General features: G+C 55.8%; 15 protein-coding genes and 4 tRNA genes. 18 read left to right on the forward strand and 1 reads right to left on the reverse strand.

What is annotated here, in order from left to right; translation table 11 throughout:
• Positions 1-147 precede the first annotated feature (147 nt).
• Positions 148-756 carry an L-lysine exporter gene (gene lysE / locus AAHA41_RS21035; protein WP_323070774.1) on the forward strand — a complete coding sequence of 203 codons (609 nt, stop codon included), beginning with the start codon at positions 148-150 and terminating at the stop codon, positions 754-756.
• A 58-nt stretch (positions 757-814) separates the two neighbouring features.
• On the opposite strand, the gene AAHA41_RS21040 is transcribed toward lysE, so the two are convergent.
• Positions 815-2824 (reverse strand): methyl-accepting chemotaxis protein, encoded by a 2010-nt coding sequence (locus tag AAHA41_RS21040; RefSeq protein WP_323070773.1) that lies wholly within the window; start codon positions 2822-2824, stop codon positions 815-817.
• A 254-nt stretch (positions 2825-3078) separates the two neighbouring features.
• On the opposite strand from AAHA41_RS21040, the gene ruvA reads away from it, so the two are divergent.
• The 17 genes from ruvA (at position 3079) to AAHA41_RS21125 (ending at position 14823) form a co-directional block, all read left to right on the forward strand.
• On the forward strand, positions 3079-3693 hold the full coding sequence (gene ruvA / locus AAHA41_RS21045; RefSeq protein ID WP_323070772.1) for a Holliday junction branch migration protein RuvA: 615 nt from the start codon (positions 3079-3081) through the stop codon (positions 3691-3693).
• 8 nt (positions 3694-3701) lie between these two features.
• On the forward strand, positions 3702-4712 hold the full coding sequence (gene ruvB / locus AAHA41_RS21050) for a Holliday junction branch migration DNA helicase RuvB (protein ID WP_033115129.1): 1011 nt from the start codon (positions 3702-3704) through the stop codon (positions 4710-4712).
• Positions 4713-5648: 936 nt separating this feature from the next.
• Positions 5649-7205 (forward strand): cytochrome ubiquinol oxidase subunit I, encoded by a 1557-nt coding sequence (locus tag AAHA41_RS21055; RefSeq protein WP_041209184.1) that lies wholly within the window; start codon positions 5649-5651, stop codon positions 7203-7205.
• 11 nt (positions 7206-7216) lie between these two features.
• On the forward strand, positions 7217-8353 hold the full coding sequence (gene cydB / locus AAHA41_RS21060) for a cytochrome d ubiquinol oxidase subunit II (RefSeq protein WP_041209183.1): 1137 nt from the start codon (positions 7217-7219) through the stop codon (positions 8351-8353).
• 14 nt (positions 8354-8367) lie between these two features.
• Positions 8368-8484 (forward strand): cytochrome bd-I oxidase subunit CydX, encoded by a 117-nt coding sequence (gene cydX / locus AAHA41_RS21065; RefSeq protein ID WP_026456928.1) that lies wholly within the window; start codon positions 8368-8370, stop codon positions 8482-8484.
• The gene (locus tag AAHA41_RS21070) at positions 8471-8782 is read left to right on the forward strand and encodes a cyd operon YbgE family protein (RefSeq protein ID WP_041209182.1); all 312 of its coding nucleotides are present in this window, start codon (positions 8471-8473) and stop codon (positions 8780-8782) included. The genes cydX and AAHA41_RS21070 overlap by 14 nt, the downstream gene beginning before the upstream one ends.
• A 105-nt stretch (positions 8783-8887) precedes the next feature.
• Positions 8888-9283, forward strand: coding sequence for a tol-pal system-associated acyl-CoA thioesterase (gene ybgC / locus AAHA41_RS21075; protein ID WP_033113515.1), 396 nt, complete (start codon positions 8888-8890; stop codon positions 9281-9283).
• Positions 9284-9973, forward strand: coding sequence for a protein TolQ (gene tolQ, locus AAHA41_RS21080; RefSeq protein ID WP_041209181.1), 690 nt, complete (start codon positions 9284-9286; stop codon positions 9971-9973).
• Complete coding sequence (gene tolR, locus AAHA41_RS21085) at positions 9973-10419, forward strand: protein TolR (RefSeq protein WP_033113513.1); 447 nt, start codon at positions 9973-9975, stop codon at positions 10417-10419. Before tolQ ends, tolR begins: the two co-directional genes overlap by 1 nt.
• Positions 10420-10424: 5 nt before the next feature.
• Positions 10425-11549: a cell envelope integrity protein TolA gene (tolA, locus tag AAHA41_RS21090; protein ID WP_041209180.1), complete on the forward strand. Its 1125-nt coding sequence runs from the start codon at positions 10425-10427 to the stop codon at positions 11547-11549.
• Positions 11550-11552: 3 nt separating this feature from the next.
• On the forward strand, positions 11553-12878 hold the full coding sequence (gene tolB / locus AAHA41_RS21095; protein ID WP_041209179.1) for a Tol-Pal system beta propeller repeat protein TolB: 1326 nt from the start codon (positions 11553-11555) through the stop codon (positions 12876-12878).
• A gap of 49 nt (positions 12879-12927) precedes the next feature.
• Positions 12928-13452 (forward strand): peptidoglycan-associated lipoprotein Pal, encoded by a 525-nt coding sequence (pal, locus tag AAHA41_RS21100; RefSeq protein ID WP_033113510.1) that lies wholly within the window; start codon positions 12928-12930, stop codon positions 13450-13452.
• A 12-nt stretch (positions 13453-13464) separates the two neighbouring features.
• Entirely contained in the window at positions 13465-14274 is an 810-nt protein-coding gene (gene ybgF, locus AAHA41_RS21105; RefSeq protein WP_041209178.1) for a tol-pal system protein YbgF, read from the forward strand.
• 174 nt (positions 14275-14448) lie between these two features.
• Positions 14449-14524: transfer RNA gene (locus AAHA41_RS21110), tRNA-Lys, on the forward strand.
• Between the two features lie 31 nt (positions 14525-14555).
• Positions 14556-14631, forward strand: a tRNA-Val gene (locus AAHA41_RS21115).
• Between the two features lie 23 nt (positions 14632-14654).
• Positions 14655-14730 (forward strand) — tRNA-Lys (locus AAHA41_RS21120).
• Between the two features lie 17 nt (positions 14731-14747).
• Positions 14748-14823, forward strand: a tRNA-Val gene (locus AAHA41_RS21125).
• Positions 14824-14863: the final 40 nt, after the last annotated feature.

Genomic DNA, 14863 nt, shown 5'->3' on the forward strand with positions numbered 1-14863 from the left:
GACAAGAGAGCGGCAACCGCATCCAGATAGCCATGGATGAGTCCGTTACTATTAGCAACTCGAATCAATCAGTAAATCCATGAATTTCTCTGGATAGACGCTCATCGCTATAGTGCCGTTTATTCCCAATTTCAGACGGTGCTTTTCATGTTCACTACTACTCTGCAAGGCTTTACCCTTGGCCTTGCCATGATCATTCCCATCGGTGCCCAGAACGCCTTTGTGCTTAGCCGCGGCATCCATCGCAATCACCATCTGCTGACGGCAACGCTCTGCAGCTTCTGCGATCTCATCCTGATCGGGATCGGCGTATTTGGTGGTGCTACTGTCCTCTCAGCAAGCCCCATCGGGATGGCGCTGCTGACCTGGGGCGGTGTGCTCTTTCTCTCCTGGTTCGGCGTGCGATCCCTGTGCAGTGCCTGGCGTGGTTCTCAGGTCGGGCTTGCCGACTCGCCCCAGCAAATGGGGGCCAAAAGCGTGCTGGCGATGACGCTGGGCGTCACCCTGCTCAATCCCCATGTCTATCTCGATACCCTGATGTTGCTCGGCTCCGTGGGCAGTCAGGTGGCAGAGTCCTTGCGCCCGGCATTTGCCGCAGGTGCCATGCTGGCCTCGCTGGTATGGTTTTACTCACTGGCGCTGGGGGCTGCAGCTCTGGCCCCTTGGCTGGCCAAGGGGAGGGTGCAGCAGGGGATCGATCTGCTGGTCGGCATCATCATGCTGATCCTGGCGCTGCAACTGGCCAGAGGGAGTTAATTCATCCAGATGAAAAGATGCCACTCGCGGGGAGTGGCATCTTGGTTTTTCAGGGGGATCAGACCCGGAACTGCGAAAGCAGCCGCTGTTGCAGCAGGCTGGCCTGATGCAGTGACGAGGCGAGTTGCAGACACTCCTGCGCCTCCTGTTCACCGGTTTTGGCCTGCAGGCTGATGCCCGAGACTTTGTCGGAGGAGTGGCTGAGGGTGTGTGACAGCTGCCCGGTGGCGACGGCCACCTGTTGCACCATATCAGCCAGCTGATCGATGGCATCTTGTACCTTGAACAGGATCTGCTTGGTGTTTTCGGAATCTTGCATGCCCGCTTCCACCGTCTTGAGATTGCGCTGCATCATCAGGTAGGCGGTCTCGGTTTGCTGCTGGATGCTGCTAATCACCTGGCTAATCTCGGCACTGGAAGCCGCTGTGCGGTTGGCAAGGGTGCGCACCTCGTCAGCCACAACCGCAAAGCCCCGCCCCATTTCTCCCGCCCGGGCCGCCTCGATGGCAGCATTGAGTGCCAGCAGATTGGTTTGCTCCGAGATCCCGCTGATGGTGGAAATGATCTGGCCGATCTGACCCGCCTGCTCCTTGAGGGAATTGATGGCGATGGCGCACTCGCTCACCTCCTGTACCACCCGCTGCATGCCCGCGCTGGCAGAGGCGACATACTGGCTGCTCTCGGTGGTCAGCTGGCGCACCTCATTGGCATTTTGGGCAGCCATGCTGCAGTTATCCGAGATACCGGTGGCAACCTGCACCATTTCTTCACTGTCATGATGCAGCGCCAGCGCGTGTTCGGCGGTCTGGCGGCTGCTCTGGCTGATGGCCTCCACCCGATTGACCGAGGTATGGACATGCTCGCTGATGTGCTGGTTGTTGTGCATCGTCGAGCTGATCATCTTTTGCAGCTTCTCTATAAAGCGATCCACGCTATTGGCGAGCGACCCGATCTCATCATCCCGCTTCAGGTTGATGCGCACGTTGAGATCGCCATCGCCCGCGGCTATATCCTCCATGCGTTTATTTACCTGGAGCAGTGGGGTTACAAGCTTGCGGGTCAGCCAGAAGCCACACAGGGTGACGATGACGAGGCTGAACACAAGACCTGCCAGGATCAGGCTGTTGGTCTGGCCGATGATACCATTGAGCTGGATAATCTGATCTTCCACGGTGGCATCGCCTTTTGCCTCGACATCGACCAGTTGTTGCGCTAGTCGATCTGCGCTTTGCTCATAGGTCGCCTGTTGTGTCTGATAACTGGCGAGGGCCGCTAGCCAGCTGCCCAGCAACTGTTTGTGGCGGGCCTGCAGCTCGCGGTATTGGCTCGACAGCGTATGGCCGCCGAATTCTCCGCTGCCCTGTGCATCGAACATTCCAGTGGCCAGCATCCGGCTGGCGGCACTCTCATAAAATGTGATTGCCTCTTCCAGCTCCTTTTTGATGGCATCCGAGATGCCGAGTCTACGCATCTTTTCCATGGCGTAGAGTTGACGCAAGAAGCCGATATTGGCCTCCATACCGCCATCGGCAGCCTCCCATCGCGTTTCCAGGCCGCCGTTCCAGCTAATGGGTTGGTCGGGCGATTGTGTCAGGCCTTCCACGGCCTCATCACCGATGACCTCCATCTGTTCCGAGAGGCGGGCCAGTCGATCGGCATTATCGCGCAAGGATTGATCCACATCGGTATAGCTGCGATAGAGCGCCAGCAAGGCATCTTGCTGCTGTCGATAGTCCTGCTGCTGCTGATCCATGATCTTGACTGCGGAGGGGTCGATGAGTTGCCCGTTAGCCACCCGCGTCAGTGCATCATCGGTTGCCGCCTTGGCTGAATTCAACTTGCCATTATCGAGCGGGATCCCGTTGAGCATCTTTTGTATTTGCAGTTGCTGGTGGCCCAGTTCGATGGAGCCTTCCATGGCGCCATCTGCAGTTTGCCAGGCTGCCCCCAATACATAGGAGAGCAAATTGGCCAGTCGCTGGCTGCCGTACCAGCCGACGATCCCCATGCCCAGCGTGCAGCCAAGCAATATGGTGAGGCCCAGATTTGAGGTCGTAACAATCTTCATGTGATGGCCTTCCTTGGTGTGTTGCACTATCAGGTGCCGAATAAGTCTAATCAGACAACGCCATGTTTGCCAAAGATGCGGAGTCGGCTACCGGTTATCCCGTGCCTGAAAAAGCACAGGATCAAGCATGGTGGATCTTGCATAAAATGCTTCTCCGATGAGCGGCCACCGATAGGGCAATGCTGGATACTTATCCAGTTATTCTTTATGCTATGAGCCAATTTGCGAATTGCTGTACTGGTGAGGAGAGAGCCGTGATTGGTCGCTTGAGAGGCATTGTCATTGAGAAGCAGCCCCCCGAGGTTTTGCTGGAAGTGGGTGGCGTTGGCTACGAGGTGCAGATGCCAATGAGCTGTTTCTATGATTTGCCGGAAATCGGCAAGGAGGCGACCATCCACACCCATTTTGTGGTGCGTGAGGATGCCCAGCTGCTCTATGGTTTCAACCACAAGCAGGAGCGGGCCCTGTTCCGCGAGCTGATCAAGACCAACGGGGTAGGCCCCAAGCTGGCGCTGGCGATTCTCTCTGGGATGACGGCCAGTCAGTTTGTCATCAGTGTCGAGCGTGAAGAGATAAGCTCACTGGTCAAGCTGCCAGGGGTAGGCAAGAAGACGGCCGAACGGCTGGTGGTGGAGATGAAGGATCGCCTCAAGGGATGGGTCAGCCATGATCTCTTCTCCCCGGCAGCAGTCACCTTGCCATCTCGCGAGCCGGAACTGCGAGCACCGGATGCAGCGGAAGAGGCGGCCAGTGCCCTGGTGGCACTCGGTTACAAGCCGCAACAGGCGAGCCAGATCGTCAGCAAGATCGCCAAAGATGACATGTCGGTGGAAGATATCATCCGCGAATCCCTGCGTAGTCTGGTGTGAGGTAGCAGATGATTGAAGCAGATCGTCTCATTTCGTCCAGTGCCGCCCGCGAGGACGACATTATCGACCGTGCCATCCGCCCCAAAAAACTGGCGGACTATACCGGTCAGGATGCCGTTTGCGAGCAGATGGAGATCTTTATCGAGGCGGCTCGGCAGCGGGGGGAGGCTCTCGATCACCTGCTGATCTTCGGCCCGCCGGGTCTGGGCAAGACCACCCTCGCCAACATCGTTGCCAACGAGATGGGGGTCAATATCAAGACTACCTCTGGCCCCGTATTGGAGAAAGCGGGTGATCTGGCTGCATTGCTCACCAACCTCGAACCACACGATGTGCTCTTTATCGACGAGATCCACCGCCTCAGCCCGGTGGTGGAAGAGGTGCTCTATCCGGCGATGGAGGATTACCAGCTCGACATCATGATCGGGGAGGGGCCGGCGGCCCGCTCCATCAAGCTCGATCTGCCCCCCTTTACCCTGATCGGTGCTACCACCCGGGCCGGCTCTCTCACCAGCCCGCTGAGGGACCGCTTCGGCATCGTTCAACGTCTCGAGTTCTACAACGTCAAGGATCTCACCGATATCGTCTCCCGCAGTGCTCGCTGTCTGGGGCTCGACATGACAGAAGATGGTGCCATTGAGGTCGCTCGTCGCTCTCGCGGCACGCCGCGGATTGCTAACCGCTTGTTAAGACGGGTGCGCGACTTTGCCCAGGTCAAATCCGATGGCCGGATCGATGGCCCCATCGCTGCGCGGGCGATGGACATGCTGGACGTCGATAACGAGGGGTTTGATTTTATGGACCGCAAGTTATTGTTGGCTGTGATAGACAAGTTTATGGGGGGCCCGGTGGGTCTCGATAACCTGGCGGCGGCAATCGGTGAAGAGAAAGATACGATTGAGGATGTGCTGGAGCCCTATCTGATCCAGCAGGGCTATCTGCAACGTACCCCAAGAGGGCGGATAGCGACTACGCGGGCATATGCTCATTTTGGCCTTCAGCGGCCTGATGAGAAGTAAGAAAACAGCTGTTTGAGTAAAAAACCGCCACATAAGGCGGTTTTTTGTTATCCGGGCAAAAAAAAGCCCACGGCGGATGCGGTGGGCAAAGACAATTCAGGATGGATGTTCACAGACAGTGAGTGCGTCTGGACACAGACCGGAAAATAAACAGGTGAGCCGTCGCGAGCTCTCAGAGTCGGTTCAGTTGATAGAGCTGAACAAAGGAAAGCTTGTAGTAACGGATGGTTTTAGCAACAAACTTTTTCATCTTCGATTCCAATAGTCAGGTTCAAAATGATGGTCGAATACGTACCGTGAACCCCGATTAACCGGCCTGTATCCAAGGGTATGCCCTCACTGCGAGGCGCATTGTAGGAGTTCGAATCGGCGTGGGCAAACAAGAAAAATTGCACTGTTCAGATTAGTTTATCTAATTTATTTTTCGACTGGTTTGGCTCGCATGAGTATGCATTTTTAGCAGTATTAAATTGAGTTTTTCAGAGCGGGAGTCAGTTGCGAATAACATAAGAAAAAGAAGGTTGGCTCCATTTTTCAAATTAAATGAAGGCATTGTTGGTTAAACAATTAAATTGATTTAAATCAATAAATTACTGTTTTTGTTATTCTGTGATCTGACTCATATCATCAGACGTTAAATAGTTTAAAAATGCCTTTTGCGGTCATCTTTTGCGGGTGCTTTTACATTGATTTCAATCAAATAAAGGTGATATAAAACCACAGTCATCATGGGCGAGAATAAATTCCAGCTGGTTGTTTTATAAATGTTAAACATTAGCTTTCTTTGTTCTCAGTTATTGCCTTGTTGTTAATGCTGGTTGTTAGTAATGGGGTTTTGTTGTGAGTGCTCATGGCGGGACCCATTTGATGGCCATCAACGGAAGCTTTGTGCTTAAAACTTAAAATAGCCGTGCCAATAATCGGTGAGGAAACATCATGATTGCTGAGCATGTGGTCGACCTATCGCGGTTCCAGTTCGCTGCGACGGCCCTTTATCACTTCTTGTTTGTCCCCCTGACGCTGGGAATGACCTTCATTCTCGCGATCATGGAATCTGTCTATGTTATGACCAACAACCCCATCTACAAGGACATGACCAAGTTCTGGGGTAAGTTGTTCGCCATTAACTTCGCCCTCGGGGTAACGACCGGTTTGACCATGGAGTTCCAGTTCGGAACCAACTGGGCTTACTACTCCCACTATGTTGGCGATATCTTCGGTGCCCCGCTGGCTATCGAAGGTCTGATGGCATTCTTCCTTGAATCTACTTTCGTCGGCATGTTCTTCTTTGGTTGGGATCGCCTGAGCAAGCATCAACACCTGGTTGCGACCTGGTTGATGGCGCTGGGGACCAACCTCTCTGCCCTCTGGATCCTGGTTGCCAACGGCTGGATGCAGAACCCGGTCGGTGCCGAGTTCAACTTTGAATCCATGCGGATGGAGATGGTGAGCTTCGCAGACCTGGTGTTCAACCCGGTTGCTCAGGTCAAGTTCGTCCACACCGTGGCTGCTGGCTATACCTGTGGCGCCATGTTCGTTCTGGGCATCTCCTCCTACTACCTGCTGAAGAATCGTGATGTGGCTTTTGCCCGTCGCTCCTTCGCCATCGCTGCCGCTTTCGGTATGGCTTCCATCCTCTCCGTACTGGTGCTGGGTGACGAGTCCGGTTACGAGACCGGTGAAGTGCAGAAGGTGAAACTGGCTGCCATCGAAGCCGAGTGGGAAACTGAGCCTGCTCCGGCTGCCTTCACACTGTTCGGTATTCCGAATCAGGAAGAGATGCGCACCGACTACGCCATCAAGATCCCCTATGCCATGGGCATCATCGCGACTCGTTCCCTTGATACTCAGGTCACCGGTCTCAAGGATCTGAAGAGCGAGCACGAACTGCGCGTGCGTAACGGTATGACCGCTTACGATCTGCTGACCAAGCTGCAGTCTGGCGACAAGTCTGACGAAACCCGCGCTCGCTTCGATGAAGTGAAGCAGGATCTGGGTTACGGTCTGCTGCTCAAGCGCTACACCAGCAATGTGACCGACGCTACCGACGAGCAGATCAAGGCCGCCGTGGATGACTCCATCCCGCAGGTGCTGCCGCTGTTCTTCGCTTTCCGCATCATGGTTGCCGTCGGCATGCTGATGCTGGTGCTGATCGGTATGGCCTTCTATGACAGTGCCCGTCACCAGATCGGCCAGCGCAAGTGGCTGCTCAAGGGTCTGCTGTGGGGGATTCCGCTGCCGTGGATCGCTATCGAAGCTGGCTGGTTCGTTGCCGAATATGGTCGTCAGCCCTGGACCATTGCCGAAGTACTGCCGACCTCGGTCTCCGCTTCCAATGTGCCTGCCGCTGAAATCTGGTTCTCTCTGATCGGTATCTGCCTGTTCTACACAGTGCTGCTGGTGATCGAGATGTACCTGATGTTCAAGTTTGCTCGTCTCGGCCCAAGCAGCCTGAAGACTGGCAAGTATCACTTTGAACAGCTCAAGGCATAAGGAGAGTGACCATGTTTGATTACGAAACTCTGCGTGTCATCTGGTGGGTACTGGTCGGCGTACTGCTGATTGGCTTCGCCATCACTGACGGCTTCGACATGGGGGTGGGCGCACTGCTCCCCTTCGTCGGCAAGAAAGATATCGAGCGTCGCGTCATGATCAACTCCATTGCCCCCCACTGGGACGGCAACCAGGTGTGGCTGATCACTGCGGGTGGTGCTCTGTTCGCAGCCTGGCCGCTGGTTTACGCAACTGCGTTCTCCGGCTTCTATGTGGCGATGATCCTGACCCTGATGGCGCTCTTCTTCCGTCCGGTCGGTTTTGACTACCGTTCCAAGCTGGAGAGCCCGAGATGGCGCAACAACTGGGACTGGTGCCTGTTCATCGGTGGTGCGGTTCCGCCCATCGTGTTCGGCGTCGCGTTCGGTAACCTGCTGCAGGGCGTACCGTTCGAATTCAACCAGTTCCTGATGTCCACCTATCACGGCAACTTCTTCGGCCTGCTCAACCCGTTCGGCCTGTTGGCCGGTATCGTCAGCCTCAGCATGTTCCTGGCTCAGGGCGCGACCTGGCTGATGATGAAGACCGAAGGCGAAGTGCTGGCGCGCTCCCGTACCGCCGCCATCGGCAGCTCGCTGCTGCTGCTGGTGCTGTTCGCTGTCGCTGGCTGGTGGGTTAGCGGCATGGAAGGCTATGTCATCGTCAAGGCTGCGGCCAACGATGCTGTCTCCAACCCGCTGGGCAAGGAAGTTGTGCTGCAGGCTGGCGCCTGGATGAACAACTACAGCCTCTACCCGTGGATGATTGCCGCGCCGGTACTGGGTCTCTCCATGAGCCTGCTGACTGCGCTGTTCGCCATGCTGAACAAAGGTTGGGTGGCGTTCACTACCTCCTCCCTGGCGATGGCTGGCGTGATCCTGACTGCCGGTTTCTCCATGTTCCCGTTCGTGATGCCCTCAAGCCTTGAGCCGTCACAGAGCCTGACCATGTGGGATACCACTGCCTCTTTCAACACCCTGCAGGTGATGACAGTGGCCGCAGCTATCTTCGTACCGATTGTGCTGGGTTACACCATCTGGACCTACATCAAGATGTTTGGCCGGGTGACCAACAAGCACATCGAAGATAACCAACATTCGGCCTACTAAGAGGAGCCCTGATAATGTGGTATTTCACCTGGATCCTGGGTCTGCTGCTGGCCTGTGCATTTGGCATCATCAATGCGCTGTGGTTGGAACATACCGAGAACATGGATCGTCAGATCGATGAGGATAAGTGATCGACTGGCCAGGCTGGCGGCTCCACTGGAGCGCCAGCCATGGCAAGGGTTGATGTTGCTCGCGGCGGCCTTGTTGGCCGTCGCTATTTTGCAGGCCCCCAATCTGATAGCCGCCAACACCAGCAGCCATGGCCACTGGTTGTCGTTCTGGCTGATGTGGGCGGTCTGCTGCGGCATCCTGAACGGACTCGGCTTTCATCTGAAAAGTGTGTTCGGGCGGATCCTGTTTAACCCCTGGCTCGCCTGGCCCAGTTTGTTGTATGGCCTTTGGCTGACACATTCATATTTCCTCTCATAAAAAACAGGGGGAGGCAGGATTTCCCTGCTTCCCCCTGCTTCTTTCCTATTCAGCCCTGCGCTATGATAGCCCCCCATCTGACTGTCGAATGGATCACAGATTGTTATGGGGGAAGTCCATGAGTTTCCGGTGCGTGTCTATTACGAGGACACCGACGCCGGGGGCATCGTCTACAACGCCAATTATCTCAAGTTTATGGAACGTGCTCGCACCGAGTTCCTTCGTGCCAAAGGGGTCGAACAGGACGTCTTGCTGCAGGAGGGATATGCCTTCGTCGTGAGTCGAACAGAGATCGATTTCCGCTCGGCGGCCCGTTTTAATGAACTTTTGAATGTGTTAACGCAAGTGACTGAAGTGAAACGCGCATCCATGCGTTTTTCACAGCAGATCCTGGCGGCTGATGGGCGACTGGTCACTCAGGCCATGGTACAGATAGCCTGTGTCAGTCATCCGCAAATGAAACCTGTTGCAATACCTGTAAATGTGAAGGGAGTGCTGTAAGTGCACGCTGAAATTTCGTTTATTGGCCTGTTTTGGCAAGCCAGCCTGTTGGTAAAACTGGTCATGATGACCCTGATGAGCATGTCGATTGTCTCCTGGGCGCTGATTATCCAGCGCTCCAAGGCGATCAAGGCTGCCAATATCGCATCTGAGCAGTTTGAAGATCGCTTCTGGTCCGGGGTTGATCTCAATCGCCTCTATCAGGAGTCCTCTTCCCGCCGCGATGACATCGAAGGCATGGAAGATATCTTCTACTCCGGTTTCAAGGAGTATGCCCGCTTGCTTAAGGCCGGCGCCCGCGGTCAGGATGCGGTGATGGACGGTACCTACCGTGCCATGCGCGTCTCCCTCTCTCGTGCGGTGGACGATCTCGAATCCAACCTGCCCATCCTGGCGACCATCGGCTCCATCAGTCCCTATATCGGCCTGTTCGGTACCGTATGGGGGATCATGAACGCCTTTATCGCCCTGGGTCAGGTACAGCAGGCGACCCTGCAGATGGTTGCGCCCGGTATCGCGGAAGCGCTGATCGCCACCGCCATGGGTCTGTTTGCCGCCATCCCGGCCGTTATCTTCTACAACCGCTTCTCCAACAAGGTGGAAAAGCTGGAGAACGCCTACGCCAACTTCATGGACGAGTTCACCACCATTCTGAACCGTCAAATTGCACAGCAGCAGGGTGATCAGTAATGCAAACCTATCAGCGGATCCGGCGCAAGAAGGTGGCCGAGATCAACGTGGTTCCCTATATCGACGTCATGCTGGTGCTGCTTATCATCTTCATGGCGGTAACGCCGGTGATCACCCAGGGGGTCAAGGTTGACCTGCCGCAGGCGGAATCCGAGCAGTTGCCGGAAGATGCCAAGCCGCCCTTCATCGTCAGCGTCAACACCGATGGCGAGTATGTCATCAAGGCTGGCGAAGCCGAGGATGAGCCGGTACCAAGCGGCACGCCCGAAGCGATGCAGCAGTACATCACCGAGAAAGCCATGGGCTATCTGGCCATCAACCAGAACGCTCCCGTGGTGGTGGCCGGTGACAAGTCGGTGCGCTACGAAGAGGTGATCCTGTTGATGGTGGCCCTCAAGAAAGCCGGTGTTCCTCAGGTTGGCCTGATGACTGATCCGGTGAATTGACGGAGATGGATGTGAAGCGTGGTATTTCCGGTTATCTCATCGCATCGTTTCTGCTGCACCTGATCATCGGCATCATCCTGTTTGTCGGGCTCGACTTCAGCAAGCCGAAGCGGCCCGAGTCGCAGGGGCAGATCGTCAATGCGGTGATGCTGGATAGCGAATTCCTGGCCCAGCAGGCGCAGCAGATCCAGCAGCAGAAGGCTCAGCCCAAGGCTGCACAGCAACAGCAGAAGAAAAAGGAAGAGGCGGAAGAGGCCAAGCGCGAGCTGGCCGAGCAGCAGGAGCGCCTGCGTATTGCCGAGACCAAGCGCAAGCAGGCCGAAGAGGCGACCCGCAAGGCAGAAGCCGAAAAGCAGAAGAAAGAGGCTGAGCAGAAGCAGGCGGAAGAGAAGGCCCAGAAAGCCGAGGAAGCCCGCAAGCTGGAAGAGCAAAAAGCCAAGAAGGCAGAGGCCGAGAAGAAAGCGGCGGAAGATGCCAAGGCGCTCGCGCTGAAGAAAAAGAAAGAGCTCGAGAAAAAACAGGCGGAAGAGAAAGCCAAGGCCGAAGAGGCCAAGGCCAAGAAAGCGGAAGCCGAGAAGAAGGCCAAAGCCGAAGCTGAGAAAAAAGCCAAGGCAGAAGCCGAGAAGAAAGCCAAAGCCGAGGCCGAGAAGAAGGCCAAGGAAGAGGCTGATAAAAAGGCAAAAGCTGACGCAGAGAAAAAAGCCAAAGCCGAAGCCGAGAAGAAGGCCAAGGCGGATGCCGAGCGCAAGCGCAAGGCAGAAGAGGCCAAGCTGCAGAAAGAGATGGAAGCCATGATGGAGCAGCAGATGGCGGCTGAAGCCAATGCGCGCAGTCAGGCTGCATCGGCGGCAGCCAAGGGTGAAGTCGACAAATATGCGGCACTCATCAAGGCCACTGTTGAGCGTTATATGATTTTGGATCCCACCATGCGGGGCAAAACATGTACTATCGGCGTACGTCTTGCGAGCAGTGGCTTTGTCATTTCGGTGGATAACGGCCAGGGTGACCCGGCGGTATGTCGTTCCGGTAAAGCGGCCGTATTGAAGGCCAACCAGTTGCCGGTGCCGAAGGATCCTGCGGCATTCGAGATGTTGAAGGAATTTAACCTCAAATTGGAACCGAGTATTTAAGCCATGATCAGAAAAGTGTTTTTTGCTTTGGTTGGTTGTTTGCTGCTGGGCCAGAGTGCCCATGCGGCTCTGGATATCGTCATCACTGGCGGCATTGACAGCGCTCGTCCCGTCGCCGTTGCCCCCTTCAAGTGGGAAGGTAACGGCCAGCTGCCGCAGGATATCGCGGAAGTGGTCTCCAACGACCTGATGCGCAGCGGCAAGTTCAAGCCGCTGGCGCGCAGCCAGATGCCGCAGACCCCGAGCAGCAGCAGCGAAATCAACTTCGCACCCTGGGCAGCCCAGGGGGTCGAGGCTGTGGTGGTAGGCTCCATCGCCGCCGTGGGTGACGGTACCTACAAGATCAACTTCGAACTGGTCGATGTGCTCAAAGGCCAGCTGGCCAAGGCGCAGGGTGGCGAGAGCAATGGTTACATCCTGGATAGCCGTATGGCGACCATCCCGGGTGCCCAGATGCGTCAGTTCGCCCACCGTATCTCCGACATCGTCTATGAGCGTCTGACTGGCGAGCGTGGAGCCTTCCTGACTCGTCTGGCTTATGTTTCCGTACAGCAGGGAACCCAGTTCCCGTACCAGCTGCGGATCTCCGACTACGACGGTTACAACGAGAAGACCCTGCTGCGCTCCCGCGAGCCGCTGATGTCCCCGGCCTGGTCGCCGGATGGCAGCAAGCTGGCCTACGTGAGCTTCGAGAACCAGAAATCCGAGATTTATGTGCAGGATATCTACACCCAGCAGCGCAGCCTGATCACCAGCTTCCGCGGTATCAACGGTGCGCCGGAGTGGTCTCCGGATGGTCGTCGTCTGGCTATCGTTCTCTCCAAGGACGGGTCACCGAACCTCTATGTTGTTGATGTCGCAAGCAAGCAGTTGACCAGGGTCACCACCAGCCGGGTGATCGACACCGAACCCTCCTGGATGCCGGACGGGCAAAATTTGCTGTTCACCTCTGAACGTGGTGGCAAACCCCAGATTTATAGCGTAAATTTGGCGACTGGCATGACTCGCCGGATGACCTGGGAAGGTGAATCCAACCAGGGCGCATCCATCACACCTGATGGCAAGATCATGGTGATGGTGACCCGGGTTCAAGGGCAATACCGTATTGCCCGTCAGGATATGGACACCAATGCCCAGTTGGTCCTGACTCAGAGTGCACTGGACGAGTCCCCAAGTGTGGCTCCCAATGGCAGCATGATCATTTATGCCACCATCTATCAGGGTCGTAAGAGTCTTGCGTTGGTGTCGACTGATGGTCGCTTCAAGGCTGTGCTTCCGACCAGTAGCGGTGAAATTCGTGCACCAGCTTGGTCGCCCTTCTTGAATTGATAAAAATCCAATTGTTTTTTGTTTTGTTATAAAGGTTTAAGGAAATAGCATGCAACTCAATAAACTGCTCAAGGGTTTGGCCATCGCACTGCCACTGTTCACCCTGGCTGCTTGTAGCTCCTCTTCTGATTCAGGCTCTGCTGGTGCCGAATCAGGTATGACCGACGGCATGGGCGGTGTACAAACCGGTGGCGCCAACGGCATGTTGTCCCCGGAAGAGCAGATGCGTCAGAAGTTCGAAGCGCTGCAGCGCGACAACGTCATCTACTTCCCGTTTGACGGCTACGAAATCCAGGGTCAGTACGCTGATCTGCTGGATGCCCATGCCAGCTACCTGCGCGAGCGTCCGAGCGTGAAAGTACTGATCGAAGGCCACGCCGATGAGCGCGGTACTCCGGAGTACAACATCGCTCTGGGTGAGCGTCGTGCCAAGGCTGTTGCCAAGTATCTGCAAACCCTGGGTGTGCAGGCCGAGCAGCTCTCCATCGTCAGCTATGGCGAAGAGAAGCCGCTGGATCTGTCTCACACCGAGGAAGCCTTTGCCAAAAACCGCCGTGCGGTTCTGGTTTACTAAGGTTCTATACGGATGAATTTTGTGTATAAGCAAGCGGCCATTTCGATGGCCGTTTTATTTGCAGTCTCTGCCCACGCCGCGGCTCCGGTCAGCGATTTGGGGGGGGATTCCGGCGGCGTTGTCCTTAATGGCAACAACGGCGCCATCGTGCCCACCGGTAGCCTCGAAGATCGGGTTGCCCTGCTGGAGCGCACCCTGAACGCCCGTCTGCGCCTGCAAGCTGACTTGCAGCAGCAGGTCGACTCCCTGCAAGGGGAGGTCTCCGAGCTGCGTGGTCAGCTGGAGCAGCAGACCTACCAGATGGAGCAGTCGCAAGAGCGTCAGCGTCAGCTCTACCAGGAGCTGGACAAGGTGAGCAGCCAGCAGCAGGCCGCTGCTCCGGCCGCCGCCGCACCAGCTGCAGCCACTGCGGCCAATCCGGCCCCGGCCGTCAACTACTCGACCAATCAGGACGAGAATCAGGCCTACGACGCTGCCGTGAACATGGTGCTCAAAGAGAAGAACTACGACAAAGCCATTCCGGCTTTCCAGGGCTTCATCAAGCAGTACCCCAGTTCAAGCTATGTCCCCAATGCACACTACTGGCTGGGCCAGCTGCTGTTCAACAAGGGTGATCGAGCCGGTGCAGCTGCCCAGTTCTCTACCGTCGCCAACAAGTACAGCAAGTCGCCCAAGCGCGCCGATGCCCTGCTGAAGCTGGGGATGCTGTCACAGCTGGATGGCAAGAAGGCCGAGGCGAAAGCGTTCTACGAGCAGGTGATCAAGGGTTACCCCAACACCTCTCCGGCACAGCTGGCGAAGCAGAGCCTGAGCAAGCTGTAACATTGCTGTATGTCACTGTTTTCGTAACGGTACTGTAAAAACAGCCTGCATTTGTACGCACAGTGAGCAAACGGATTTAAATTACGAATTTTCTGTTGCACCGGAAATTTAAATCCGTAATATAGGCCGCCGTCAGAGCCGAAGCAGTAATGCAGTCGGTACTGGTCGTGGTGAGGGTCGTTAGCTCAGTCGGTAGAGCAGTTGACTTTTAATCAATTGGTCGCTGGTTCGAATCCAGCACGACCCACCATTTTCTCCACCAGGTGGAGACAGAATTCCCAGGTCGTTTAGCTCAGCTGGGAGAGCACCTCCCTTACAAGGAGGGGGTCACTGGTTCGATCCCAGTAACGACCACCAGTTTGTAAAAAAATGATTTAGATGGGTCGTTAGCTCAGTCGGTAGAGCAGTTGACTTTTAATCAATTGGTCGCTGGTTCGAATCCAGCACGACCCACCATCATTTCAGAATTCCCAGGTCGTTTAGCTCAGCTGGGAGAGCACCTCCCTTACAAGGAGGGGGTCACTGGTTCGATCCCAGTAACGACCACCAGTTTGTAAAAAAATGATTTAGATGGGTCGTTAGCTCAGTC

Origin of the sequence: Aeromonas sp. SER (assembly GCF_038739615.1) — a bacterium.
Lineage (GTDB): Bacteria > Pseudomonadota > Gammaproteobacteria > Enterobacterales > Aeromonadaceae > Aeromonas > Aeromonas jandaei.